Origin of the sequence: Streptomyces sp. NPDC007025, assembly GCF_042869455.1 — a bacterium.
In the GTDB taxonomy this organism is placed as follows: domain Bacteria; phylum Actinomycetota; class Actinomycetes; order Streptomycetales; family Streptomycetaceae; genus Streptomyces.
The window spans coordinates 31702-54340 of sequence record NZ_JBIAFT010000017.1; the positions used below are offsets into that span (position 1 = coordinate 31702).

General features: G+C 70.3%; 23 protein-coding genes, 1 tRNA gene and 2 pseudogenes. 18 read left to right on the top strand and 8 right to left on the bottom strand.

Annotated elements, in window-relative coordinates:
- Positions 1-340 precede the first annotated feature (340 nt).
- From ACFYMO_RS27965 to ACFYMO_RS27975, 3 genes and pseudogenes are all read left to right on the top strand, one after another.
- Positions 341-997, top strand: coding sequence for a helix-turn-helix domain-containing protein (locus ACFYMO_RS27965; RefSeq protein WP_366771925.1), 657 nt, complete (start codon positions 341-343; stop codon positions 995-997).
- Positions 998-1209: 212 nt separating this feature from the next.
- On the top strand, positions 1210-1416 hold the full coding sequence (locus tag ACFYMO_RS27970; RefSeq protein ID WP_366771900.1) for a hypothetical protein: 207 nt from the start codon (positions 1210-1212) through the stop codon (positions 1414-1416).
- Between the two features lie 252 nt (positions 1417-1668).
- Positions 1669-2272 (top strand): annotated as a pseudogene (locus tag ACFYMO_RS27975) (DUF1062 domain-containing protein).
- Between the two features lie 45 nt (positions 2273-2317).
- Here ACFYMO_RS27975 and ACFYMO_RS27980 read toward each other — a convergent pair.
- On the bottom strand, positions 2318-2728 hold the full coding sequence (locus tag ACFYMO_RS27980; protein WP_366771898.1) for an SRPBCC family protein: 411 nt from the start codon (positions 2726-2728) through the stop codon (positions 2318-2320).
- Between the two features lie 457 nt (positions 2729-3185).
- Here ACFYMO_RS27980 and ACFYMO_RS27985 point away from each other — a divergent pair, with 457 nt between their 5' ends.
- Both ACFYMO_RS27985 and ACFYMO_RS27990 read left to right on the top strand, forming a co-directional pair.
- Positions 3186-4151 carry a hypothetical protein gene (locus tag ACFYMO_RS27985; RefSeq protein ID WP_366771897.1) on the top strand — a complete coding sequence of 322 codons (966 nt, stop codon included), beginning with the start codon at positions 3186-3188 and terminating at the stop codon, positions 4149-4151.
- A 124-nt stretch (positions 4152-4275) separates the two neighbouring features.
- Positions 4276-4815 (top strand): annotated as a pseudogene (locus tag ACFYMO_RS27990) (Uma2 family endonuclease).
- A 314-nt stretch (positions 4816-5129) separates the two neighbouring features.
- On the opposite strand, the gene ACFYMO_RS27995 reads toward ACFYMO_RS27990, so the two are convergent.
- From ACFYMO_RS27995 to ACFYMO_RS28010, 4 genes are all read right to left on the bottom strand, one after another.
- On the bottom strand, positions 5130-5678 hold the full coding sequence (locus ACFYMO_RS27995) for a GIY-YIG nuclease family protein (RefSeq protein WP_388549810.1): 549 nt from the start codon (positions 5676-5678) through the stop codon (positions 5130-5132).
- A 672-nt stretch (positions 5679-6350) separates the two neighbouring features.
- The gene (locus tag ACFYMO_RS28000) at positions 6351-6896 is read right to left on the bottom strand and encodes a hypothetical protein (protein ID WP_388549813.1); all 546 of its coding nucleotides are present in this window, start codon (positions 6894-6896) and stop codon (positions 6351-6353) included.
- An 875-nt stretch (positions 6897-7771) separates the two neighbouring features.
- Positions 7772-8245: an ATP-binding protein gene (locus ACFYMO_RS28005; protein WP_388549816.1), complete on the bottom strand. Its 474-nt coding sequence runs from the start codon at positions 8243-8245 to the stop codon at positions 7772-7774.
- A 45-nt stretch (positions 8246-8290) separates the two neighbouring features.
- Complete coding sequence (locus ACFYMO_RS28010) at positions 8291-8698, bottom strand: NUDIX hydrolase (protein WP_209209655.1); 408 nt, start codon at positions 8696-8698, stop codon at positions 8291-8293.
- Between the two features lie 114 nt (positions 8699-8812).
- Here ACFYMO_RS28010 and ACFYMO_RS28015 point away from each other — a divergent pair, with 114 nt between their 5' ends.
- The 10 genes from ACFYMO_RS28015 to ACFYMO_RS28060 all read left to right on the top strand — a co-directional run bounded on the left by ACFYMO_RS28015 (position 8813) and on the right by ACFYMO_RS28060 (position 15863).
- The gene (locus ACFYMO_RS28015) at positions 8813-9601 is read left to right on the top strand and encodes a GntR family transcriptional regulator (RefSeq protein ID WP_027759825.1); all 789 of its coding nucleotides are present in this window, start codon (positions 8813-8815) and stop codon (positions 9599-9601) included.
- 201 nt (positions 9602-9802) lie between these two features.
- Entirely contained in the window at positions 9803-10153 is a 351-nt protein-coding gene (locus ACFYMO_RS28020; protein WP_075002727.1) for a hypothetical protein, read from the top strand.
- Between the two features lie 2 nt (positions 10154-10155).
- Positions 10156-11481: an FtsK/SpoIIIE domain-containing protein gene (locus ACFYMO_RS28025; RefSeq protein WP_388549821.1), complete on the top strand. Its 1326-nt coding sequence runs from the start codon at positions 10156-10158 to the stop codon at positions 11479-11481.
- 88 nt (positions 11482-11569) lie between these two features.
- Positions 11570-12193, top strand: a complete 624-nt coding sequence (locus ACFYMO_RS28030) for a DUF2637 domain-containing protein (RefSeq protein WP_388549823.1) — start codon at positions 11570-11572, stop codon at positions 12191-12193.
- A 19-nt stretch (positions 12194-12212) separates the two neighbouring features.
- Positions 12213-12404: a mobile element transfer protein gene (locus ACFYMO_RS28035; RefSeq protein ID WP_388549826.1), complete on the top strand. Its 192-nt coding sequence runs from the start codon at positions 12213-12215 to the stop codon at positions 12402-12404.
- A 13-nt stretch (positions 12405-12417) separates the two neighbouring features.
- Positions 12418-12612, top strand: coding sequence for a hypothetical protein (locus ACFYMO_RS28040; RefSeq protein WP_019355180.1), 195 nt, complete (start codon positions 12418-12420; stop codon positions 12610-12612).
- Positions 12613-12626: 14 nt separating this feature from the next.
- Entirely contained in the window at positions 12627-12917 is a 291-nt protein-coding gene (locus tag ACFYMO_RS28045; RefSeq protein ID WP_388549830.1) for a hypothetical protein, read from the top strand.
- 158 nt (positions 12918-13075) lie between these two features.
- Positions 13076-14380, top strand: a complete 1305-nt coding sequence (locus ACFYMO_RS28050; protein ID WP_388550019.1) for a replication initiator — start codon at positions 13076-13078, stop codon at positions 14378-14380.
- On the top strand, positions 14377-14604 hold the full coding sequence (locus ACFYMO_RS28055; RefSeq protein WP_388549833.1) for an excisionase family DNA-binding protein: 228 nt from the start codon (positions 14377-14379) through the stop codon (positions 14602-14604). Before ACFYMO_RS28050 ends, ACFYMO_RS28055 begins: the two co-directional genes overlap by 4 nt.
- Complete coding sequence (locus ACFYMO_RS28060; protein WP_388549836.1) at positions 14592-15863, top strand: tyrosine-type recombinase/integrase; 1272 nt, start codon at positions 14592-14594, stop codon at positions 15861-15863. The genes ACFYMO_RS28055 and ACFYMO_RS28060 overlap by 13 nt, the downstream gene beginning before the upstream one ends.
- A 95-nt stretch (positions 15864-15958) precedes the next feature.
- Here the strand turns inward: ACFYMO_RS28060 and ACFYMO_RS28065 are convergent.
- Positions 15959-16032 (bottom strand) — tRNA-Thr (locus ACFYMO_RS28065).
- Between the two features lie 167 nt (positions 16033-16199).
- Between ACFYMO_RS28065 and ACFYMO_RS28070 the strand changes: the two genes are divergently transcribed.
- The 3 genes from ACFYMO_RS28070 to ACFYMO_RS28080 all read left to right on the top strand — a co-directional run bounded on the left by ACFYMO_RS28070 (position 16200) and on the right by ACFYMO_RS28080 (position 19036).
- The gene (locus ACFYMO_RS28070) at positions 16200-17324 is read left to right on the top strand and encodes a sn-glycerol-3-phosphate ABC transporter ATP-binding protein UgpC (RefSeq protein ID WP_366771887.1); all 1125 of its coding nucleotides are present in this window, start codon (positions 16200-16202) and stop codon (positions 17322-17324) included.
- 478 nt (positions 17325-17802) lie between these two features.
- Positions 17803-18240, top strand: coding sequence for a hypothetical protein (locus tag ACFYMO_RS28075; RefSeq protein ID WP_366771886.1), 438 nt, complete (start codon positions 17803-17805; stop codon positions 18238-18240).
- A gap of 76 nt (positions 18241-18316) precedes the next feature.
- Positions 18317-19036 (top strand): NDP-sugar synthase, encoded by a 720-nt coding sequence (locus ACFYMO_RS28080; RefSeq protein WP_388549840.1) that lies wholly within the window; start codon positions 18317-18319, stop codon positions 19034-19036.
- 372 nt (positions 19037-19408) lie between these two features.
- Here ACFYMO_RS28080 and ACFYMO_RS28085 read toward each other — a convergent pair whose 3' ends face one another.
- The gene (locus ACFYMO_RS28085; RefSeq protein WP_366771884.1) at positions 19409-21448 is read right to left on the bottom strand and encodes a DoxX family membrane protein; all 2040 of its coding nucleotides are present in this window, start codon (positions 21446-21448) and stop codon (positions 19409-19411) included.
- 275 nt (positions 21449-21723) lie between these two features.
- The gene (gene rlmB, locus ACFYMO_RS28090; RefSeq protein WP_366771883.1) at positions 21724-22638 is read right to left on the bottom strand and encodes a 23S rRNA (guanosine(2251)-2'-O)-methyltransferase RlmB; all 915 of its coding nucleotides are present in this window, start codon (positions 22636-22638) and stop codon (positions 21724-21726) included.
- Position 22639 lies beyond the last annotated feature (1 nt).

A 22639-nucleotide genomic window follows, 5' to 3' on the forward strand; every position in this document is an offset into this window, starting at 1 on the left:
CGGACGGCGACGAGCCGCCGCGCTCGGCGCGGCATGGGCGGGGACGGCCTCGTCCAGGGCAGAGGCGCCGCCCTCGTCCCGACAGGCGGGACGGCATGATGGGGCAATGCCCCGACCGCCCGAACCGTCCGAGCCGCCCGGCCCACACCAGTCGCCCGAGACACACGAGACGCCCGACGCACGTGAGACGTCCGAGACACGTGAGACGTCCGACGCACGCGAGTCACCCGCACCGAGACCGCAGGACGGGGCCGCTCGCAACAGCAGTCGCACCGGCCCCGCCGGGGACACCGAACCCACCGGACGCATCGGCCGCACCGGCCGCACCGGCCGCCCGCGGCTGACCTCCCGCGCGGAGATCCTGGCGGCCGCCCGCCGGCTCATCGACCGGGACGGCTGGGAGAAACTGACCATCCGCCGCCTGGCCGCCGAACTCGGCATCGGCGCGACGACCCTGTACCACCACATCCGGAACAAGGACGAACTGCTCGTCCTCCTGCTCAACCACCACGTCGACCGGATCGCACGCCCGCAACTGCCCGACGATCCGCGCGAGCGCGTCGTCGCGGCCGCCACCGCCCTGCACGACGCCCTCGCCGACTGGCCCTGGGCCGCGGAGATCCTCACCGCCGACGGATTCGTCGGCCTGCTCGACGCATCGGCCCTGTGGATGGTCGAGGCCGTCGTCGCCGGAGCCGAGGACTGCGGCTGCACCCCCGCCCAGGCCGTCGACGTCTTCCGCGACCTCTGGTATTACACCGTCGGCGAGATCCTCGTCCGCGCCCACTCGGCCCGCCGGCCGACCGAGGACACCCACCCCGCCCCCCGCGGCGCCTCCTTCAGCGACCTCGACGCCGCCCAGGTACCCCGCCTCGCCGCCATCGGCGACCGGTGGCCAGAGCTGGCCGCACGCGACACCTACCCCCGGGGACTCCGCGCCTTCGCCGACGCGCTCCTCCCCCGCACCCCGCCGACCACACCCCGAACCGGCACCTGAGCCCGCGCGCCCGACAAGCGCCAGCGGGCCGCCGCGACGACAACGCGCCGCCGCGACTCTCCTCGGATGCGCGAAGTTTCCGCCTTACGCGCCGAACGGGGATGACTCCGCCCACGACGGGTACGGCGTCCCACACAGCGGCGACCGCCCGGACCCCGGGAATCCGGACCGGGCGCTGCCGACGGTCCGCATGCACACTGCCGGGGGGCTCCATGGACGAGAGCAACTACCTGCGTGAGCGGCTTCACTGGGCACTCCGCGCAGGCGGCGCCCTCACGGCGTTCTGCGTCGTAGGGGCGGTGCTGTCCGCCCTGTTCGACGCTCCGGACGTGGTGTCCTGGCCTCTGGCAGCCGGTGCGGCCGTCGTCGGCTGGCGCGGCGGCAACCAGCTGATGCGGCGCTACGAAGGCCGCCGGTGACGCGGTAGCAACAGGCGGAAGCCAAAACGGTGTTGCGGCCCGACATCCGAGTTGCGGGCGGGCGGCCTGCCCCGAAAAAACGATGGAGCGAGACCCCCGGGTACCGCTACCGTGCTACCGCCTTTGTCGCCTCACCGAGGACGCGCCCTTGTACACCAAGTGAGACCCCCCGAGTGCTGATCTGTCGCGCGTCGCGCCTGTGCGCCGCGCTGCTTTCCGCTGCGGACTTCTCACTGAAACCGGTGTACTGCTGTGCAAACGACCTGGGTGGTCGTTCCCACCTGCCTGCCCGAAATCCTCCGCCGTTGTCATGTCTGCGCCTCCGAGCGCTTCCGGACGAGCGGAAAATTCCGCGTCAACGCGAACCACAAACTCCTCGACGCCTGGCTCCTCGCCCTGTGCACCGGCTGCGAGGAGACCATCAAGCTCACCGTCCTGGAGCGGACCAACGTCCGTTCCATCCGCCCCGAACTGCTGGACCGCCTCCACCGCAACGACCCCGGCCTGGCAGCCGAACTGCTCCAGGACCCGACCGTACGGCGCCGCAAACATCGCCCTCGACTGGCGCGACGCCCGGCGCCTGGAGACCTCCGGCCCGGCGTCACCCGACACCGAGGACGTGCCTGGCGAGAGGACACCGGCGGACGTGGCAGCGGCCCAGCCGGAAGGCGAGACGCTCGAAGTCTCGGTCCGCTTCGCGGCGCGGATACCCGTCCGCCCGGTACGCCTCATCGCTGACGGCTTCGGCCTCTCACGGGCCGAAGTGGAGAGGCTGGTCGCCGAGGGGAACCTCGTCTCGACGGTCCGCCTGAGCGGCAAGCTCTCCGCCGACTTCACCTTCACGTTCAAACGCTGAGCCGGGCCCCACCGGGTAGGTCCGGCCCAGCGCGGCGGGCCGGACCTACCCGGACTCCACGATCGACTTGAGCCGTGCGAGGTCGGCGGCAACGGTGTCCGCGTCCCGCTCGAAGTCGGCGTCGCTCATCTCCGGCCGCCGACGCAACGTGAACACCACCTCGCTCCCCGCACCGTGGGCGATCACGCGCACCGGGTTGTAGACGGTCTGCCCCGAAGGCAACGTCACATCGTGATCCAGCACGCCCAACTCATTGCGCGGCGCGAAGGCGACCACCACCCGCCCCATCGGCGACGACTCCGCGACCCACCCCTCGTCCCCCTGCTCGATGGAATCCCCCAGCCCATGGGCCCACACGGGCAGATTCACCGGGTTCGACGCATAGGCATAGACCTCGCCGAGGGGCCGATCGATGTAGACGCTCACATGGCGTGATGCGGTGACTTCGCTGCTCATGGGAACGACGGTAGCCCTCCCCCCGCGCCTCCTTCTTGAACGAATCGGCCGTTCCTCCGCACCGGTCCCACGTCCTCCGGGTCGCCCTCCGCCGGGTCACCGTCAACCGGATCGCCGTCCGCCGGGTCGCCGTCAACCGGATCGCCGTCCGCCGCGTCCCGGTGCTCCGCGACATCACAGACGTAAAGAGACCAGCGAAGCACCGTGCCAAGCCCACCAACCTCCCGTACCCCACAAGAGTGAAGGAAGTGAACTCGGCTCGCTTTCCTGCCCATTCGCTGGCATAGGCTCCAGCCGAGCACCCGCTCCATCCGTACGACGCCGAAACGGCGGCCGCACGAGAACCCGCACGTCAACTGCACGACGCCCGCACGACGACAGCACACATACAACGGCCCCCGGCCGGGACTGCCATCCCGATCGAGGGCCTGACCACCGAGGAAGAAGAGCCTTCCCCATGGCTGTTCAGCAGCTTAACGCGGCTGCGCCCGCGCGCCCGCCCTCTCGCCCGTACCGACGTTGCACCGCCGCCAAGTCCGCACCGGCCCCGGCCCGGCCCGGCGTCGTCCACATCAAGTACCGGCACCGCGAGCGCTTCACCGTCGTCGGCAACCATCTCGCCCAGCACCGCGAGCTGTCGCTCCTCGCGATCGGGCTCGCGGTGCACATCCAGTCCGTGCCGGACGGCACCCGCGTCGACATCAAATCGCTCACCGCACGCTTCCCCGAGGGCGAAGCCCGTATCGCGGCCGCGCTGCGGGAGCTGGAGACGTACGGCTATCTGACGCGGACCGCGCGGCGCGCACCCGGCGGGCGGATCGTCACGCACACCGTGTCGTACGACAATCCAAGGGCGCCCCAGCGCCGCCCCCACGCCGTACCCCGCGTAACGGAGGAACCCCGGCCCACGGCCGCCGCCTGCGCCGAGCCCCCACCGCCCCGCACACCACCCCAGGCGACGCCAGCACCGCCGCCCCAGCCGGCGCCCACACCACCCCAGCGACCCACGACCACTCCTCCCCCGGCACCGAGACCGCCCCTCCCGGAACCGCGCACCCCCGACCCCGTACGGCAAGGCACCGCGGCCGCGCTTCTCGCCGGGCTCCGCCGGGACGACGACCGTCTGCTGCTCTCCGAGCGGGACGTGGCCCGCCTCACCCCCGCCGTCGGCGCCTGGCTGGAGCGCGGCACCGGACCGGAGGCCGTGCGCCGCACCCTCACGGCGCACCTCCCCGCCGGGCCGCTCCGCCGTCCGGCCGCCCTCATCTCCCACCGCCTCACCGTCCAGCTCCCGGCGCCGCTGCCCGAGGCCCCGCCCCCGGACCGCCGCCCGGACCCGTTCCAGGAGTGCCCGGAATGCGAGCTTCCCTTCCGCGCCCCTCGCCCGGGCCGATGCCGGAACTGCCGCAGCGGGGCGTCATAGCGGACCCCGCCACGGGCGGCGCCGCTAAAGTGAAGGGCCTGGTCTCCGGTCACCGCAGAAGGGAGCGAACGCCGTGACGATCACCCCGCACCACACTGATCACGACTCCTTCCAGTACCAGGCGATGCGCGACATCGTGCGCCGCATGAGCGACGTGGTGCCCGGCAAGCTGGAGATCACAAAGGAAGGCATCGTCCACGACATGGTGGCACCAGGAGGGCCGCACGAGCTGACAGCAGCCCGCATCAGCCGTCGGCTGGAGCAAGTGATGCCGGACGAACTGCTGGCACACACGGGTACCCCGGACGTCGAGGACGTGGCAGAGGGCGTACTGCGGCACCCGGAGGTCATGGTGATCGCCGAGGCCGACATGGAAGTGGAGGGCGCCTTCGACCCCCGTTCCGTCCTCGCCGCCATCTAGGTCGTCTCCCGCTCCAACCCGGACAACGACTGGGCGAGCAAGATGCGGGACTATCCGCTGCTCGGCATCCCGATCTACGTGATCTTCGATCCCCGAACCGGTGAAGGCGCGGTCTTCTCCGACATCCACACCACCCCCGCGGGTTTCCGCTACACCACCCGCAAGGACTCCCTCTACGGGGAGGCGGTCACGATCCGCGAGTGGACCATCTCCACGGACGGACTCCCCCGCTACGCACCCTGACCCCGGCGGGCGCGATGCTCGTGGCGCCGCTGACGACGACAACCACCTGCAAGTGGCTTCGTGTTGATCAGACCAGTAAGCGAGAGCGACGAAGGCCCGCGGAGCTGGTCCGCGGACCTCTGACCTGCGGAGCCGCCTGTCGGATTCGAACCGACGACCTTCTGTTTACAAGCTGTGGAGAGGTCGGGCATCTGTGGTTGGAGTGGTCGCACGACCGGCGTTCACAGGGGACTACGGCCACCAACGGTCCGCGCGGTTGCTGTACTTCGCTGCTGTACAGCAACCGCCAGCGGTCTGCACGTGAGACGCCGCGGTCACGAAGTGACCGGCAGTTCCCTGGCCCGCTGCCGCGCCTGCGAACGCAGCTCGGTGAGACGCGGGTGGAAGGAGTTGTGCCGGTTCTGATCGAGGTTCAGCGGGAGGTCGAGACTGCTGATCAACTCTGCCTCGACCGTCCACGGCTCCGGATGCTCCAGCCAGCACACCCGCGCGTGCTCGGCCATCCACTCACTCAACACCGCCTCGCCGGCCTTGGTGAACGTCATGCGCTTCCCGCTGCCGACGCGACGCAGTTCCAACCCGAGCAAGCACCCCAGGGTGAGCCGCAACGTGGACCCGTAGGCGTTGCCTCGGAAGTGGTATCGCACCCGCTTCCGCAGGTTCTGCGTGCTCGTCCTGGTCGTCATGTGCCGCGGCGCGATCCCCACGTATAGGAGCCGGCCTGACGGCAAGTCCGGGTGCGGCGCCTCCTCGAAGTGCCACCCGTACACCCCTGCCACTCCAGGGACGGGTCCTGGACGTGACAAGACCTCACCGGCCGACCAAAGTTGCCCCGGTCTGGTCAGAGCGTCCGCGTGCACCACAAGCCTCCTGCAGTCGACTCACGGGTGTCGAAGCTACCTCGCACTCGCGCGCCCCTGCTGAGGCGCCCTCGGAGTCCTGAACTTGGGAATCACGGGGTTGGCGGGTGTCGCTGGTGATACTTGACCAGCGACAACGCGTTGGGCTGCCCAAGGGCCTCTCGTGCTGACACCCGCCGTTGACCGTGGCTTACCGACGTGTCGGGCACGGTTGTGAGCACCGCATGAGGAGTCCGGTTCGGGCATCCTCCATGTCCAACCAACATCGGGGGACGTGCTCGGGAGTGCCTGCCCAGTTCACGAACACGTGAGTCAGTCAATGAATCGTTGACGCTCTCCCGATCTTGAACGAGGTCCCACGGCTCCGCCACCTGCGTGGTCAGTACCGAAGAGCCCTCTTTAGCCCCGGATATGTATTTCTTGATCGGCGAGGCTGTGCCCAGGGTAATCCAGTATTGATTCACGACATCACATTCGTATCCAACAAGGAGGTACCCATGCTGGGGCTGCGATTCCGAAGGGTTGTGCGGCTAATGCGCACGCTCAATGCAGGAATCATCGTTCAACTGGGCTTGCTGATCCTATGCTCGCGGTTTGTCAGTCCGGAGCAAATGACTGCAGTCTCAGGGATGCTGTTGGTTGCACATCAAGAGTCGGCGAGCAAAAAGAAGGAATCTAGGAGTCACCCTCCGAGTCCTCTTCGATCTCTTCCGAGTGAGCAGAGTCAAGCGAGAGTACGCGAAATGCCACCTGTAGATTCATGAGGTGGGATTCGTGCCTATCCTGCGCATCAATGACATAGCCGAAGCGCTTTTGGCGACGTCGGTTCATGTGTGCCTGCTCCGCCTCCCTGCGGCCACCGGCGATGCGGAGAAATCTCTGTTCTGCGGCTTGCCTGCTCTGCAATGCCATGGCATCTGCAATCTCCCGAAATGTGATACCGCGACGCCTGGATTCACGGAGTAAGCGCTCTTCTGAGTGCTCGACTAGGACCTTCAACTCGCTTACCAAAGTGAGGCCGTCTAGCAAATCCTGCCTAGTTCTTCGAGTGCCACGTTGGGGATGCGACATGATTGCCAGGAATGCGGCAACGTCGATCATGAAGTGGCCCGCTTCTTGGAACTGCTTGCCGTGGCGCCTGGCAAGTCGCATGCACGCGTTGACTGCCATACTCGGCAGCCATCCGTAACGCTCGGGGTGTCTCTGGTGCTTGTTGGTCATGGGGTTGATTCTAAGCATTCGCGCGAGATCGTTCAGAGGTACAATTGCCTTCGCTAAGCAATTTGAGTCATCTCCTCTCTCGGCAGCGGCGTGGAATCTTCCCCGGTATGACCTCGAGGGGGGAAGGTCAGCAACGACGGTGGGAGAGCTGGCCCAAGTACCCGTCTGTGGTCTCCTCAACTGCCCACCGGCATCAGCCACGCTTACCGGCTCTTGATCTTTAGCCTGCAGACGCCTCCGCGAAGCCTCGGCTGGTGACTTGGCGCTGGCGGGACCGGCCACGCAGGCCGCGACGATGCCTGAGCGCCGCCCCACGGACCTTGTCGGCGTGCCCAGTGGCCCAAGCCTGGCCGCCATCGTGGCTCATGCATGACTGCAGATCAGCCAAGCGATGAGAGAGCCAGGGCTCATGGGTATGCGTGCTGCTGCTTTGGGTTGCGCGCTGAGCGGCTCGGGGTCGGCGCGGAGCGGGGCGGAGACAGGAGCGGGCGGCGGCCACGGGCTGCCAGCGCGCGCGGCCCGCGTGAGCGGGCCGCCTTGAAGTCGCAGAGAAAGTTGTTACGCACGCGCTTCGGGTGCTGGTGGGCACGGTATCGGGCTGACTGTCCAAGTGGCCCGGGTGCTGCGCTGCTTGAGTGTGAGGGTGTGGGGCTTGCCCTGTTGGAGGTCGTGGGCTGCTGCTGGTTGGCCGTGGTCGAGCCATGTGCGGGCTCGCCGATAGGGGGCTTCATCCAGGGTGGTTGCGATCATCATGAGGCTGATGCGCATCCATCACAGGGCTTCGCGTGGGCTGTAGGCGTCGTAGGTGCCGATGCGGCGCTCGTTGACGTAGCACTCGCAGTAGTAGACGCATTGAGGCGGCTGCGGTCGCTCGCTCATGCCATCGACCTCGGGGCGGGTAGTGCGACGCGGTCTCCTCGCGCTGTGGGCCTGGCCGGCGCCTGGTGCTCGTCGTTGATCTCGACGGTGACCGTTCGGCCGTAGTCGTCTCCGCTGACCCGTACGCGGTTGGCCAGTGCTGCGACCAGGCCCAGGCCGCGCCCGTGAATCTCGTCCTGGTCCGGGGTCTCGACGTGGGGCTTCGTTGCGCCTCCGCCGGTGTCGGTGACCGCCAGGACGACGGTGCCGGGGGTTCGGTGCAGGAAGACGTGGAAGCTCCCGTTGGGGCTGCCGCTGGCCGAGTGGACGAGTGCGTTGGAGCCCAGCTCGCTGACGATCAGTGCTGCGTCGTCCGCGTGGGGGCTGTCGTGCAGGACGTCGCGGGTCCAGCGGCGGACTCGGCCGACCTCTTCGGGGAGTCCTGGGCAGGTGAGTTCCCAGATCCGCTCCGTACTCATATACTCGTGCATACAAGTTCCTTCGTGCTGGTGGCCGCTATGGGTAGTGGGTGTGTGCTAGATGAGTCGCACGCCGTCGTGGGCCCGGATGGCCGGCGGGGATGCCCCGTCGAGCGCGTCCAGGACGCGGACCGCGTATGCCTCGTCGGCGAGCTGGGTGACTTCTTCGCGGGTGGCCCAGCGAAGGGCGTAGGTCTCCTCCCCGGTGGTCGGGGAGCCGTCTACCGCTTCGCAGCGGAAGACCATGGAGACGATCAGGCCGGTCATGTTCTTGTAGATGCCTGTGAGGGTCGCCGGGAGGGCGATCTTCATGCCGGTCTCTTCGAGGACCTCGCGCTGGAGCGCGTCGGGGATGGTCTCCCCGGGTTCCAGGACGCCGCCGGGTGGCTCCCACTGGCCGTTGTCGCGGCGCTGGATGAGCAGCGCTCGGCCTGCGTCGTCAACGATGACCCCTGCGACGCTCACGGAGTGGGGGCGCTCTACCGTGCTCACGTTCCTCGGTCCCCTCAGATGGCTAGGCTTCTCCACCGTAGCAACAGAACTCAGTAGCTCGTCTAGATATCCAAAGGAGTACCCGTTATGGCTGCACTGTCCTCCGGAGTTCTCGGGGCGCTCGACCCGACCAGTGATCGCGCCGTCTTCCGGCAGATCGCCGACCAGGTCCGGGAGGCCATCGACAAGGGGCGCTTCAAGGAGGGCGCCAAGCTGCCGTCCGAGGCGGAGCTGGTCGAGCACTTCGGGGTCTCCCGGATGACCGTGCGGAACGCGCTCTCGATCCTTCAGAGCGAGGGTCTGGTCTCCTCCGAGCACGGTAAAGGCGTCTTCGTGCGACCACGACCCCCGGTTAGGCGTCTGGCCTCGGACCGGTTCGCACGTCGGCATCGTGATCAGGGCAAGTCAGCTTTCACCGTCGAGGCGGAAGCCGCGGGAAGCAAGCCCGAGGTGGACAGCCTGGAGGTGCGCGAGGAGAAGCCGGCACCGGACATCTCCGCGCGCCTGGGCTCGCCCCGCAAGGTCCTCGCCCGGCGGCGCCGCTATCTCCTCGACGGACGGCCCGTCGAGTTCGCCGTCTCCTACCTGCCCCTGGACCTGGCGCGCGGTACGCAGATCGCCGAACCCAACCCCGGGCCCGGCGGCATCTACGCCCGGCTGGAAGAGCTGGGGCACCGCCTGGACCACTTCGACGAAGAGGTCCGCGCCCGGATGCCCTCCCCGGCCGAGGTCAAGATGCTCCGCCTCTCCTCCGGCGTCCCCGTGATCAGCCTGATCCGCACCGCCTACGACACCGAGGGACGCGCGGTCGAGGTCTGCGACACCGTCATGGCCGCCGACGCCTACGTCCTCGCCTACCAACTCCCCGCCAACTAGGACATGTCGGGCCCGCGATGACGGCGCTGGGTTGTTTCTCGCGGACTCGTACACACCGAGAGGCATACTCGTATAGACGAGTGGGCAAGACGTGTGGCAGAGTATCCGCATCCCAGCAAGTACGTCCGGGGCGAACCATCCGTGAGCTTGTCTAGACGACTAGCTCTCATCGCTCCGGCGTACGGACAAGGAGAAACGACTTTGCGCACCATCCGAGTTGAGACCACTTCTGCAACCATCCTCCTGACCGAGGCACCCGCGCCCAAGGTCCGCGACCGGCAGACCGGCGAAGTCGCCAAGGACGCGGTGAGCGGCGAGACGCTGATGAAGGTCGGCGTCGTCTACATCGATGAAGGCGAGTCCTCGCTGATTCACGTCACCGTTCCCGAGAGCGGTGTGACGGACGGGCTCGCCCTCGGCGCCCCCGTGTCGTTGCCGGGTCTGGTGGCCCGGCCGTGGGACTCGGTGTTCAACGGGCAGCAGCGCCACGGCATCGCCTACCGGGCCGCCGCTGTTGCCCCGGGTGCCGTTCCGGCGGGTGTGGGGGCCTGACCGTGTCCGAGCTGATGACTCTGGTGGAGGTGGGCGGCCCGGTGGCCGGTCTCGGTGCCGGTGCCGCCTACCTCCGGGCCCGGCACCCGGCTGCCTACTGGTCGACGGTCGGCATGCCTGCCTCCGCTTTCCGCCTGGTGGGCTCGTACGGGACGGTCATGGATTCGTGCGGGCTGACCGTGCCACCTTCCCGTCTGCGGGCGCTGGCCGTGCGGGCGACCACTCGTCGTGAGGTGCGGCCGGTGCCTCCTCGTCGGGGCCTGCTGCGGCCGACCTCGACCGGCCTGCGGATACGTCTGCGGCTCGCTCCGGGGCAGGAGCCGGCCGACGTGGCTGCCTCTGCTGAGCGGCTGCGGCACGCCTGGGGTGTGCACGGCGTCTACGTGGAGCCGGTCAAGCCCGGTGTGGTCGAGCTGCGGCTGGTCGGCTTCGACGTCCTGCGGCGGGTACGGATGCCGCGCAAGGCGGGCGGTGGGTTCCTGCGGGTGCCGGTGGCACTGCGGGAGGACGCAACCGCCTTCGTCCGCGACTACCGCGCAATCCCGCACGAACTGGTCCTCGGGGCCACGCTGTCAGGCAAGTCCATGTACCTGCGGCACCTGATCACCGGCCTCGCCGCACAGCCGGTCGCGCTGGCCGGCATCGACTGCAAGCGGGGCGTGGAACTGGCGCCGTTCGCGCCCCGGCTCTCAGCCCTGGCGACCGACGCGGGGCAGGCCGCCGAGCTGCTGCCCACACTCGTGCAGGAGATGGAGGACCGATACGACCTGATCCGTGCCCGGCAGGGGATCGCCCCGTCCACGCCTGATGAGGAGATCACCTCGGATGTGTGGGGCCTGCCCGAGAGCGAACGCCCGGTGCCGATCGTGCTGTTCGTCGACGAGGTGGCCGAACTCTTCCTCGTCGCCAACAGGAAGGATGAGGAACGTCGGGACGAGATGGTCACCCAGCTCATCCGGCTCGCCCAGCTCGGCCGCGCCGCCGGGATCTACCTGGAGGTGTGCGGGCAACGCTTCGGGGCCGAACTGGGCAAGGGCGCAACGATGTTGCGAGCCCAGCTCTCCGGCCGCGTCTGCCACCGCGTGAACGACGAACCCTCGGCCAAGATGGCTCTCGGCGATATCGCCCCCGAAGCAGTCGGCGCCGCCTGCACAATCGCCCCCGAACGCCCCGGGCTGGCCGTCGTCGGCGACACCTCCGGCGGCTGGTCCCGCATCCGCACCCCGTATCTCTCCCTGGCCGACGCTGCCGCTCGCTGTGAGCGCACCGCGCACCTGGTGCCCGAACTGCCCGCGCTCAAGCCGTTCCGGCCCACCTCTACCGCCTGACCTCACCGCTCTCCGATTCGGCCGGCGCGGCCATCTCGCGCCAACTCCCTACCCCTCCCATGCCGAAATCAGAAAGGAGGTGCCATCCATGCGCGCCCACCTCGCCCGTGTAGACGCCGTGCTCGTCCAGGCCGTCATCGCTGCTGCGCTGTCCTTCGCCCACTTGCACGACCTGGCCTCGGCCGCCGGGCAAAACGGCTGGAAGGCGTGGGCCTACCCGGTGTCGGTCGACCTGCTGCTGGTCGCCGCCTGGCGTCGGCTGCGCTCGGGTCGTGACCGGGCGGCGGGCTGGTGCTGGTTCCTCGTCGCCCTCGCGGCCTCACTGGGCGCCAACATCGCCACGGCCGGGCTCCTGGACCTGGGCGACGTTCCCGACTGGCTGCGCATCCTCGTCGCCGGGTGGCCCGCCCTGGCCTTCCTCGGCGGAACCCTCCTCGCCCACACCACGCACGAACTCCCAGCCGAGCCGGCCCCCGAGGAGTCAACCGGCCCCGAGATCGCAGAGCCAGCCCCCGACGCCTCCGCGTCGGATGCGCCGGAGCTCCCGACGCCCTCCACCACGGCTGTTCCGGCCGCCCTGGTCGAGCACGCCCGCAAGATCGCGACCGCTCATCAGGAGCGCACCGGCACCCCCATCGACACCCCGACCCTTCGCGCTCGCCTCGGTGTTCCCGCACCGCTCGCCGAGCAGATCGCCGCTCACCTCACCTGACCGAACCGGAGGACCCGCCATGCCGCTCAACCGCCGCTTCCGCCGAGTGATCCGCATCGGCCCCGTGCAGGTCGGCACCGCCAACGACGGCCGGGGCCGCGAGAAGCACACCGCCGCGTGTACCGCCCCGCGCTGCGGCTTCTCCGCCGACTACGACTCCCGCGCCGCTGCCGAGCTGGCCGCACGCACCCACCGCTGCCCCATCCGCTGAAGGAGAGCTTTCCGTGTCCGTGAACCTGCCCCTGGTCGTCGTCCTGGGCCTGCTGGTGTGGGGCGCCGTGAAGTTCCTCGGCGTCCGGGTCTGGCTCGTCGTCGTGATCGCCCTGTTCGGCTTCTACCTCGCCGACACCTTCCTCGCCCCTGCCATCGACAACGGCACCCGCACCGGAGTCGAGACCGTCAACGGCAACCACGACTGACAGGAGAGCAACCGATGTTCCTGCGCCCCCAGCTCCCCGAGACACCCACCCCGAACCTGCCGACGACTGGCCAGCACGCGCACGTCCCTGCCTGCGACTGCCAGCACTCCGCACCCGGCGCCATGCCTCCGCAGCGCTCGCTGCCGACGGTCGGCTCGGGGGCCGTCGCGGCCGTGGTGGTCGGCGGTGTGGTCGTCGTCGCGTTGCTGGCTGCGGTCGTCGTGACGGCCGTCTCGGTCGCCGTGGCTGCGCTGGTCCTGCGCTCGCTCCTCGGCTCCCGCAGCGGCATCCACCACCACCGCTGAGTGGCCACCGGGGCGGTCTCGATACCGCCAAGCATCCACCGCCCCGGCAGCCCGGCCCCTTCCCCCACCCCGTAGGCCAGAGAAGGAGAAGCACCATCATCGCGCGCACCACCCCCGCCCCGCTCACCGACCTGGCAAACCTCGCCGCAACCGGCTCCCTGCCCGGTATCCTCCGCCAGCTCTCCGGACTGGGCGGCTGCACCAATCCCGTCCGCCTGGCCGGCCACCGCACCGAACACAACCTCGACACCAACACGGGCGAGATCGGCCCGGCCCTGCGCCGCCTCGACTCCGCCGAGCTGCCCGCCGGTGATCTCCTCGTCCGTTGCGGCAACCGGCGCACCACCCGCTGCCCCGCATGCGCCGAGACCTACCGCCGCGACACCTTCCACCTCATCACCGCCGGACTACGCGGCGGCAAAGGCACCCCCGAGACGGTGACGACACACCCGCGCGTCTTCGCGACGTTCACCGCACCGAGCTTCGGTCCGGTCCACAACCGGCCCGGCATCCGCGCCTGCCGCTGCGGACGCCGCCACGCTGCCGACGATCCGGCGCTCGGGTCGCCCCTGGCCCCGGACCGGTACGACTACGAAGCCGCGGTGCTCTGGAACGCCCACGCGGGCGCTCTGTGGCGCCGCTTCTCCATCCACCTCCGCCGCGAGATCGCGCGCCGCGCCGGACTCACCCAACGGGAGCTCCCGGAACACGCTCGCGTCTCGTTCGCGAAGGTCGCCGAGTACCAGAAGCGCGGCGCCGTCCACTTCCACGCCGTCATCCGCCTCGACGGCCCAGCCGGCGGCGACACCCCGCCCCCGCACTGGGCATCCGCCGAACTGCTGGGCGACGCCATCCGTGCCGCAGCATCCCGTGCAGTCGTGCCCGGCCCCGTCCTCGACGGCCGCACCCACACGTTCGCCTTCGGCACCCAGCTCGACATCCGCACCATCTACGGCCCGGACCTCGACGGCGGCCAGGCACTCACCGACCGCGCGGTAGCGGCCTACATCGCCAAGTACGCCACCAAAGGCGCCGAGACAGCCACCGGCACCCTCGACCGCCGCCTGCGCTTCATCGCCGAACTGGCCACCCTCAACCTCCCACAGCACGCCGAACGCCTCATCCGCACCGCCTGGGCCCTCGGCGCACGCAAAGACCTCGCACACCTCCGCCTCCGCGCCTGGGCCCACATGCTCGGCTTCCGCGGCCACTTCTCCACCAAAACCCGCCGCTACTCCACCACCCTCGGCGCCCTCCGCACCGCCCGAGCCGAATGGCAACGCCTGCAAGCCGCCATCGCACGCGGCGACGATGCACAGCCGGTGGACGACGAAGAGACAACACTCGTCCTCGCCCACTGGGCCTACGCGGGAACCGGTCTCACCGCCACGGAGGAGTGGCTGGCCGCATCCCTCGCCGACACCCCAACAATCCCCACTTCGGAAGGAGACGCCGCCCGATGACGGCGACCACGACCACCATCACGCCCAAGTGGCACACCACGGCCGAAGTCGCCGCCATGCTCGGCTTCGGCCTCTCCAAGACCAAGATGCTCGTCCTCACCGGGGAAATCCGCTCCGTCAAGGTCGGCCGCAACCGCCGCGTCCTCCCGGCCTGGGTGGACGAGTACATCGAGCGCTGCGCGGCGGAAGCCGAAGGAATCGGCGCCGAGAGGTGGTCCGCGTGAGTGGCAAGCGGGGCAACGGCGAAGGTTCGATCTACCCCTACCGCAACGGCGGCTTCGCCGCATACGTCTGGGTCACCACCCCGGACGGCAAACGCAAGCGCAAGTACGTCTACGGCAAGACCCGCCCGGAAGTCCACGAGAAGTGGCTGAAGCTCCACAACGAGGCCAAGAAGGGCCCGGTGGCCACTCGGCACCGCACTGTGGACGGCTTCCTCAACTACTGGCTGACCTCCGTCGTGAAGCCCAACCTGGCGCCCCTGACGTACGTCGCGTACGAGGGTGCCGCTCGCCTCTACATCGTGCCCCGCCTCGGCTCCAAGCGGCTCGACAAGCTGACGGTTCGCGACGTGCGCGAGTGGCTGACGGAGCTCGCTGACACCTGCCAGTGCTGCGCCCAGCGCAAGGACGCCAAGCGCCGTCCCGAGCGGCAACGCTGCTGCGCCATCGGCGAGTGCTGTGAGCAGTATCCGAGCGGGCGGGTCGTCCAGATCGCCCGGGACACCCTCCGCGCGGCTCTGAGTCAGGCCGTGGTCGAAGAGGAGATCCCGCGCAACGTCGCCAAGCTCGTACGCGTCCCGAAGCCCCGGCGCCGGAAGGTCAAGGCGTGGTCCGTCGGTGAAGCCAGCCGCTTCCTGGAGCACGCCGTCACCTCGGACGACCCGCTGTACGCGGCCTGGGTCCTGGCGCTCACGCTCGGACTGCGGCGCGGGGAAATCCTGGGCCTCACGTGGGAGTCCATCGACTTCGACACCGGAGAGCTCTACATCGACCACCAGCTACAGCGCGCAGGACGTGAGGTCCTGCACCGCGAGACGAAAACGGAGGACTCGGAGGACTTCCTCCCCCTGCCGGAACTCTGCCTCGCAGCGCTCCGCCAGCGCCGCCAGCAGCAAGAGGAGGACCGAGAAGCGGCCGGTGAGCTCTGGCAGGACGTACATGGACTGATCTTCACCACCCGCTACGGGACACCGATCGAGCCCGGCAACCTCACCCGGGCCTTCGCCGTCCGCATCCGCCAGGCCGGCGTCCGCGCGATCCCGCTCCGGAACACCCGGCACACCACCGGTTCGCTCCTCGTCGCGATGAAGGTGCACCCCAAGGTGGCGCAGCGGATCTTGCGGCACTCCAAGTTCACGATGACCTTCGACGTGTACTCGGAGGCCAGTGACGAGGAGATCCGCGAAGCACTGCAACGGCTTTCCCGCGGCTTCGGCCAGAGCGCGACGGACGCCCCCGAGGAGTCCGACGAGGACTCGTAGCGGCCCGTAACGATCATCCCGGTTGCTGTACTTCGCTGCTGTACGGCACCGCAGAGGCCCCGCATCGATCATGATGCGGGGCCTCTGACCTGCGGAGCCGCCTGTCGGATTCGAACCGACGACCTTCTGTTTACAAGACAGATGCTCTAACCAGCTGAGCTAAGGCGGCGGGGGTGCGTCGCTCGTGCAGTGTACCTGGGAGATGGATCGTGATGCTTGCGACTACTGACAAACGGGCGTGCAGCGGCTAGCGTCTCGCCAGGTCCACGCAGTGGACTACACCTCCCTTTACGACGGATCGTCCGGCACGTACCTGCCGGTGAAGGAGAAGAGAACATGGCCACGGTCACCTATGACCAGGCGACCCGGGTGTACCCCGGCGCCGACACCCCCGCCGTCGACAAGCTCGACATCGAGATCGCGGACGGGGAGTTCCTCGTTCTCGTCGGTCCCTCCGGCTGCGGCAAGTCCACCTCGCTGCGGATGCTCGCCGGCCTGGAGGACGTGAACGAGGGCAACATACGCATCGGCGAGCGCGACGTGACCCACCTTCCGCCGAAGGACCGGGACATCGCGATGGTGTTCCAGAACTACGCGCTCTACCCGCACATGACCGTGGCGGACAACATGGGCTTCGCGCTCAAGATCGCGGGTGTGGCGAAGACCGAGATCCGCAAGAAGGTGGAGGACGCCGCCAAGATCCTCGACCTGACCAAGTACCTGGACCGCAAGCCCAAGGCGCTCTCCGGCGGTCAGCGGCAGCGGGTCGCGATGGGCCGGGCCATCGTCCGGGAGCCGCAGGTCTTCCTGATGGACGAGCCGCTCTCCAACCTGGACGCCAAGCTCCGCGTCCAGACCCGTACGGAGATCGCGAGCCTCCAGCGGCGCCTCGGGATCACCACCGTGTACGTCACCCACGACCAGGTCGAGGCCCTGACCATGGGCGACCGGGTGGCCGTGCTCAAGGACGGGCTGCTCCAGCAGGTCGACAGCCCGCGCAACATGTACGACCGCCCCGCCAACCTGTTCGTCGCGGGCTTCATCGGCTCCCCCGCCATGAACCTGGTCGAGGTCCCGATCACCGACGGCGGCGTCAAGTTCGGCAACAGCGTGGTGCCGGTCGAGCGCGAGGCCGTCGGCTCCGCGGCGGACAAGGGCGACAAGACGGTCACGGTCGGTGTCCGTCCCGAGCACTTCGAGATCGTCAACGGTGACGGCGGCGGCAAGGGCCTCGCCAAGGACGAGCACGCCGGTGTTCCCGTCACGGTGAACGTCGTCGAGGAGCTGGGTGCCGACGGCTACGTCTACGGCACCGCCGACATCGGCGGCGAGCAGCGCGACCTGGTGGTCCGCGTGCCCGGCCGCAGCGTTCCGGAGAAGGGCTCCACCATCCACGTGGTGCCGAAGGGCGGCGAGGCCCACGTCTTCGCCACCACGTCCGGCGAGCGCCTCAGCGACTGAGCGGACTGAGCGACTGACGTCCCGCTTCCGCGCGATCCGGTTCCCGGCCCCATGCGAGCACTTCGCCCGCATGGGGCCTGCGCTGTACCGGCCCGATCCGCCGGGCAGGGCCACGATTCCGACCCGGATCGGGGAGCACCACTCGTCCTTCCCGCACCCTCTCCGAGATCTGCTGCAGGCCGCCCCGACCTGACGCATGCAGCGCGGCCCGCCGCCCGCTGATCCCGACCTGCCGCGGGGCCGTCTCCGGCCTGTCGGTCCGTGCGGGCGAGTTGCCCACTCCGTATCCTCGTTCCGTTCCGTTCCGCCCGGCCGCCTCCTGCCGGCCGACCGTGCGGGGCGTACCGGGCTCAGGCGTCATCTCACCGCCGCGCTGTTCCCCCTCCCGTGCGGTGTCTCTTCGAACAAGCCGGATTCCTGTCACCCGAAATGATGACACAATGTCGCCAAATCACCACCCACCGCTACCATCGCGGGCGTGAACCATGCAGCCCGCCGTATCGGCCGATCCCTCGCACTCGTACTCCCGGTCGTGCTCGTCCTGTCCGGGACCCTCGCCGTCACGTATGTTCCGTGGGCATCCGCGCCCGCGGACGCACCGGTTCTCGCCTCCTCGGCACAGAAGGCGTCGGCGGACACCGCCTCGACGCCCGCCGGGCCGGCGAGCCGCCACACGCCGGAGCACCAGCTCCGGGACCGGCTCATCGCCGAACTCCAGGAGCAGGACCCCGGGGTGGCGCTGAACAGTCTCCAGCGCGCCATCGCCCGCAAGCCGTCGCTCGCCGATCACTGCGCCTCGATCGCCCGTGCGCTGGGGAAGGCCGCCGTCCACAAGTACGGGGCCCAGCGCGCGCAGCGCTTCTCGCGGCCGGTGTGCGACACCTCGTTCGCCTACGGGGTCGCGCAGTTGAGCTGACGCCGGAAAGGAGCGGGAAGCGCCGGGCCGGGGCGTGGCAACCGGCGCGGGTCGTGTGGCGCATAGGCTGCGCCACATGACCCAGCACCCGACCCAGGCCGTGATCCTCGCCGGTGGACAGGGATCACGGCTGCGGCCGTACACCGACGACCGCCCCAAGCCGATGGTCGAGATCCCCGGCACGGGAGTACCGATCATCGGCCACCAGTTGGCCTGGCTCGCGGCCGAGGGCGTCAGCGACGTCGTCGTCTCCTGCGGACACCTCGCCGAGGTGCTCGACGAGTGGCTCACGCAGACGGAACTCCCCTGCCGAGTCACGACGGTGGTCGAGCGCGAACCGCTGGGGCGCGGTGGCGGGCTGAGGTTCGCGGCGCGTTCGCTGCCGCGGCCCGACGAGCCCTGGTACGCGACCAACGGCGACATCTGGACACGCTTCTCGCTGCGCGAGATGGCCGACTTCCACGCCGAGCGCGACGCCACCGCCACGCTCGCGCTCGCCCGTCCGCGCATCCCCTGGGGTGCGGTGGAGACCGACGAGTTCGGTCACGTCCTCGACTTCATCGAGGCGCCGCCCTCCCCTTATCTGATCAACGCGGGCGTCTACGTCTTCTCCCCCCGGTTCGTCGGGCTGCTGCCCGAGCGGGGGGACCATGAGCGGACCACCTTCCCGCGGCTCGCCCGCGAGCGGGCGCTGGCCGGCTTCCCGCTTCCGCAGGGCTCGTACTGGCGGGCCATCGACACCGCCAAGGACCTGCGCGAGGCCGCCCGCGAGCTCGCCGACGGCACCCCGCGCTGAAGGCCCCCGGAGCATCCTGAACGTTCCTGCCGCGCCCGCCGCGCCTGTCGTCCCTGCCGGGCCGCCGCGCCTGCCGCGCCTCTCCGGCACGCCCCTTCGGGGCTCCGGCGGCTGCCGGCCCGCGCGCGAGGAGCGAAGCCGAGCCCTGCACGAGCACCCCAGCACCCGAGTTCCCGGGTACCGGGGCAGGTCCGGTCAGAGCCGGTCGACGTCCGGAGACCCGAAGCCGGGTGGGGTTGTCGATCTCCGAGGATCGACAACCCCACCCGGCTTCGCACGCCCGTGGCCGCCTCGGCGGCGCCCCGGCCACGGGACCGGAACGGCCACCGGGGCCCGTCCGCCGCCGCGGATCAGTGCCCGAGCAGTGCCCGATCAGTGCCCGAGCAGTCCGCCCAGTGCGCCGCGGCGGCCGCCGCTGCCGCCGGACGAGGATCCGCTGCCGGAGCCGGACGACGAGGCGCCCGTGCCGGAGGAGTCGCTGGAGCCGCCGGAGCTGGAGCCGCCGTTGCCGCCGGGGTTGGCCTGCGGCTGCTGCGGGGCGGGCTGCTGCTGGGCCGGCGGTGCCGTGGTGCCCTGCTGCTGGCCGGGGGTGGCGGCGCCCTGTCCGCTGCCCTGGTCGGCGCCCTGGGTGCGGCCCTGGCTGGGGGTGGACTCGGGGCCGGTGGTGGCCCGCTGCTCGCCCGGGCTGGTCTCCTCCGTCGAGGGGCTGCCGTCCTTGTCCCGACTGTCCTTGTCGCCGTCCCGCCCGTCGGCACCGGACGGGCCCTGGGTGGCCTGGCCGGAGCTGGAGCGGCCCGGCTCCTGCGGCATGGGGGAGCCCGGCAGCCGGTTGGTTGGCAGGTCACCGCGTCCGGGCCCGGAGGCGGGCTGCGAGGTGCGGACGGCGCTGCCCAACAGGGAGCCGACGAGCAGTGCGAGGCCGACGACGACGGTGGCGATGACGGTGCCGCGGCGCAGTACGCGCCGCCGCAGATCGCGCAGTTCGACGCGGGGGCCGAGCTTGCGCCAGGCCTCGCTCGCCAGCCGGCCGTCGAGGGAGAAGACGGGGGCGCCCGCGATGATCAGGGGGCTCCAGGCGGCGAGGTAGATGATGTCCGGCGCCTCGTAGGCGGGGACGCTGCTCCAGCTGACCGTCATCAGCAGGGCGACGGAGAGCAGGGCTCCGATCCCGGCGGCGACCCGCTGCCAGAGTCCGAACATGGTCAGTACGCCGACGATGACCTGGAGGAAGGCGACCGTGAGGCCGGCGCCGACGGGGTGCGCGAGAGCGAAGTCCCGTAGCGGGGTGGCGATGGTCCACGGGTCGAGGGAGCGCAGCCAGGTGACCATGGAGCCGCGTTCGCCGCCGTCGAAGTAGACGGGGTCGCACAGCTTGCCCATCCCGGCGTAGACCGTGATGAAGCCCAGGAAGAGCCGCAGCGGCAGCAGGACGACGCCCAGGTTCATCCGGCGGCCCGGGTAGTACGCGTGCCGGACGGTGTCACGGCGGCGTCGGGCCCCGGTGTCGCCCTGGCTGTGCTCGTCCTCGTCGTCCGCGTAGGCGTCGTCCGGGTACGTGTCGTCCCCGTAGCGGGGGCCGCCGGGACCGCCGGGGTGGAGGTCGCCGCCACGGTGGGTGACGGCCGGCAGTTCGCCGGTTTCCGATCCGGCCGCCTCGAACTCGCCGGTGTCCTCGTCGAACGCGCTGCGGGCCGGGCGTACGCCCTTCAGCAGGGGTTCGGTGCGGTGTTCGCGCGGCGGGAGCGGGCCGCCGCTCTCGGAGGGCTGGGGTCCGCGCGGCGGGCCGACCACGGTGGCCGGGCCGTTGCCGGTGCGGCCCGGACCCGCGGTACCGGGGCCCTTGACGCGGGGCAGCGTCTGGGTCGCGGTGGGATCGGACTCGGCGGTGCCGCCCTCGAAGCCGACCAGGCCCGCCGTGCGGGCGGCCTGGATGAGCTTCGTCGCACCCGTGTCGTCGGGCTCGGGGCCGCCGCTCCACACCACGGGTGTGCGGCGTCCGGCCCCGGGGCGGCGGGTGCCCGCGGGGCTGCCGCCCGCGGTGACCGGCACGGGCCCGGTGTCCTCGAACGCCGGCGCCCCGCGTCCGTCCGCGGGTCCGGGCTGCGACAGCGGCCAGGTCGGCGACGTCGGCACCGTGGCGGTGGCCGCGGGCGACAGCGCGCCCCGGGCGTGCACCGCCGAGGCGGCGGACGGTGCGTACGGCATGGCCGCGGTGGGCGGCGCGGCCGTCCCGCCGAGCCGCACGCGGAAGCTCGCGTGGTTGACGACCACCTCGGCGGGGTCGGACGGGACCTTGACCGTGCTCAGCACCGGTTCGTCGTCGAAGAAACCGCGTGGGCTTCCCGCTGGGCTGTGCCCGGAGCCGCGGCCCGAAGCGCCGGGTGCGCGGGGTGTTCTGGTGTCCACACTCATCTAACCGAGTGACGGACGGTTAGGACACTGCCTTGACCGTCTCGATCTGTCCGAGGTCCGTCAAGAGATCATCGGAGTGGTGAACCGAGGAGGCACCGGAGTGCGCCCCGAGGAGCGGCCCGGACCGCCCAGGGTGCGGCCCCCGCGGTGCGGCGGGCCACTTCGACCGCCCTACGCACGGAACGCCGCCGCGCGCGACAGCAAGGTACTGCCGAAGCACGCGGAAGCCGTCCGCTCGGTGTCAGGAGTCGCTCGGCGTCAGGAGTCGCTCGGCGTCAGGCGCGGCGCCGTGCCGCCTCGTAGAGTACGACGCCCGCCGCGACGCCCGCGTTCAGCGACTCGGCCCCGCCCGGCATCGGAATCCGCACCCGCACGTCGCAGGTCTCGCCGACCAGCCGCGACAGACCCTTGCCCTCGCTGCCGACGACGACCACGAGCGGTCCGTCGAGCGCGGCGACGTCGCCGAGTTCCAGTTCGCCGTCCGCCGCGAGCCCGATCACCGTCAGTCCCGCCTTCTGGTACCCCTCCAGCGCACGGGTGAGGTTGGTGGCGCGCGCGACCGGCGTGCGCGCCGCCGTCCCGGCGGACGTCTTCCAGGCACCGGCCGTCATCCCGGCCGCGCGGCGCTCCGGAACGACCACGCCGTGCCCGCCGAACGCGGAGGCGGAGCGGACGACGGCGCCCAGGTTCCGCGGGTCGGTGACCCCGTCCAGGGCGACGATCAGCGGGTCCTCGCCGCGGTCGAAGGCCGCGGCTGCCAGGTCCTCGGGGTGCGCGTACTCGTACGGCGGTACCTGAAGGACGACGCCCTGGTGGTTGAGGCCATTGGTCATCCGGTCCAGTTCCGGCCGGGGGGCCTCGACCAGGCGGATGCCGCCGCGTTCGCCCGCCACGCGGACCGCCTCGCGGACCCGCTCGTCGTTGTCGATGAACTGCTGCACGTACAGCGCGTTCGCGGGGACACCCTCGCGGAGGGCCTCCATGACGGAGTTGCGGCCCACGACCAGCTCCGAGGTGCCCTTGCTGCCGCGCTGCGGACGGCCCTGGGAGCGGCGGGCCTTCGCCTGCGCGGCGCGCTGCTTGGCGTGGCCCTTGCGCATCTCGGCGGGCGGCGTCGGGCCCTTGCCCGCCAGACCGCGGCGGCGATTGCCGCCGCTGCCGATCTGCGGCCCCTTCTTCTTCCCGGGCATG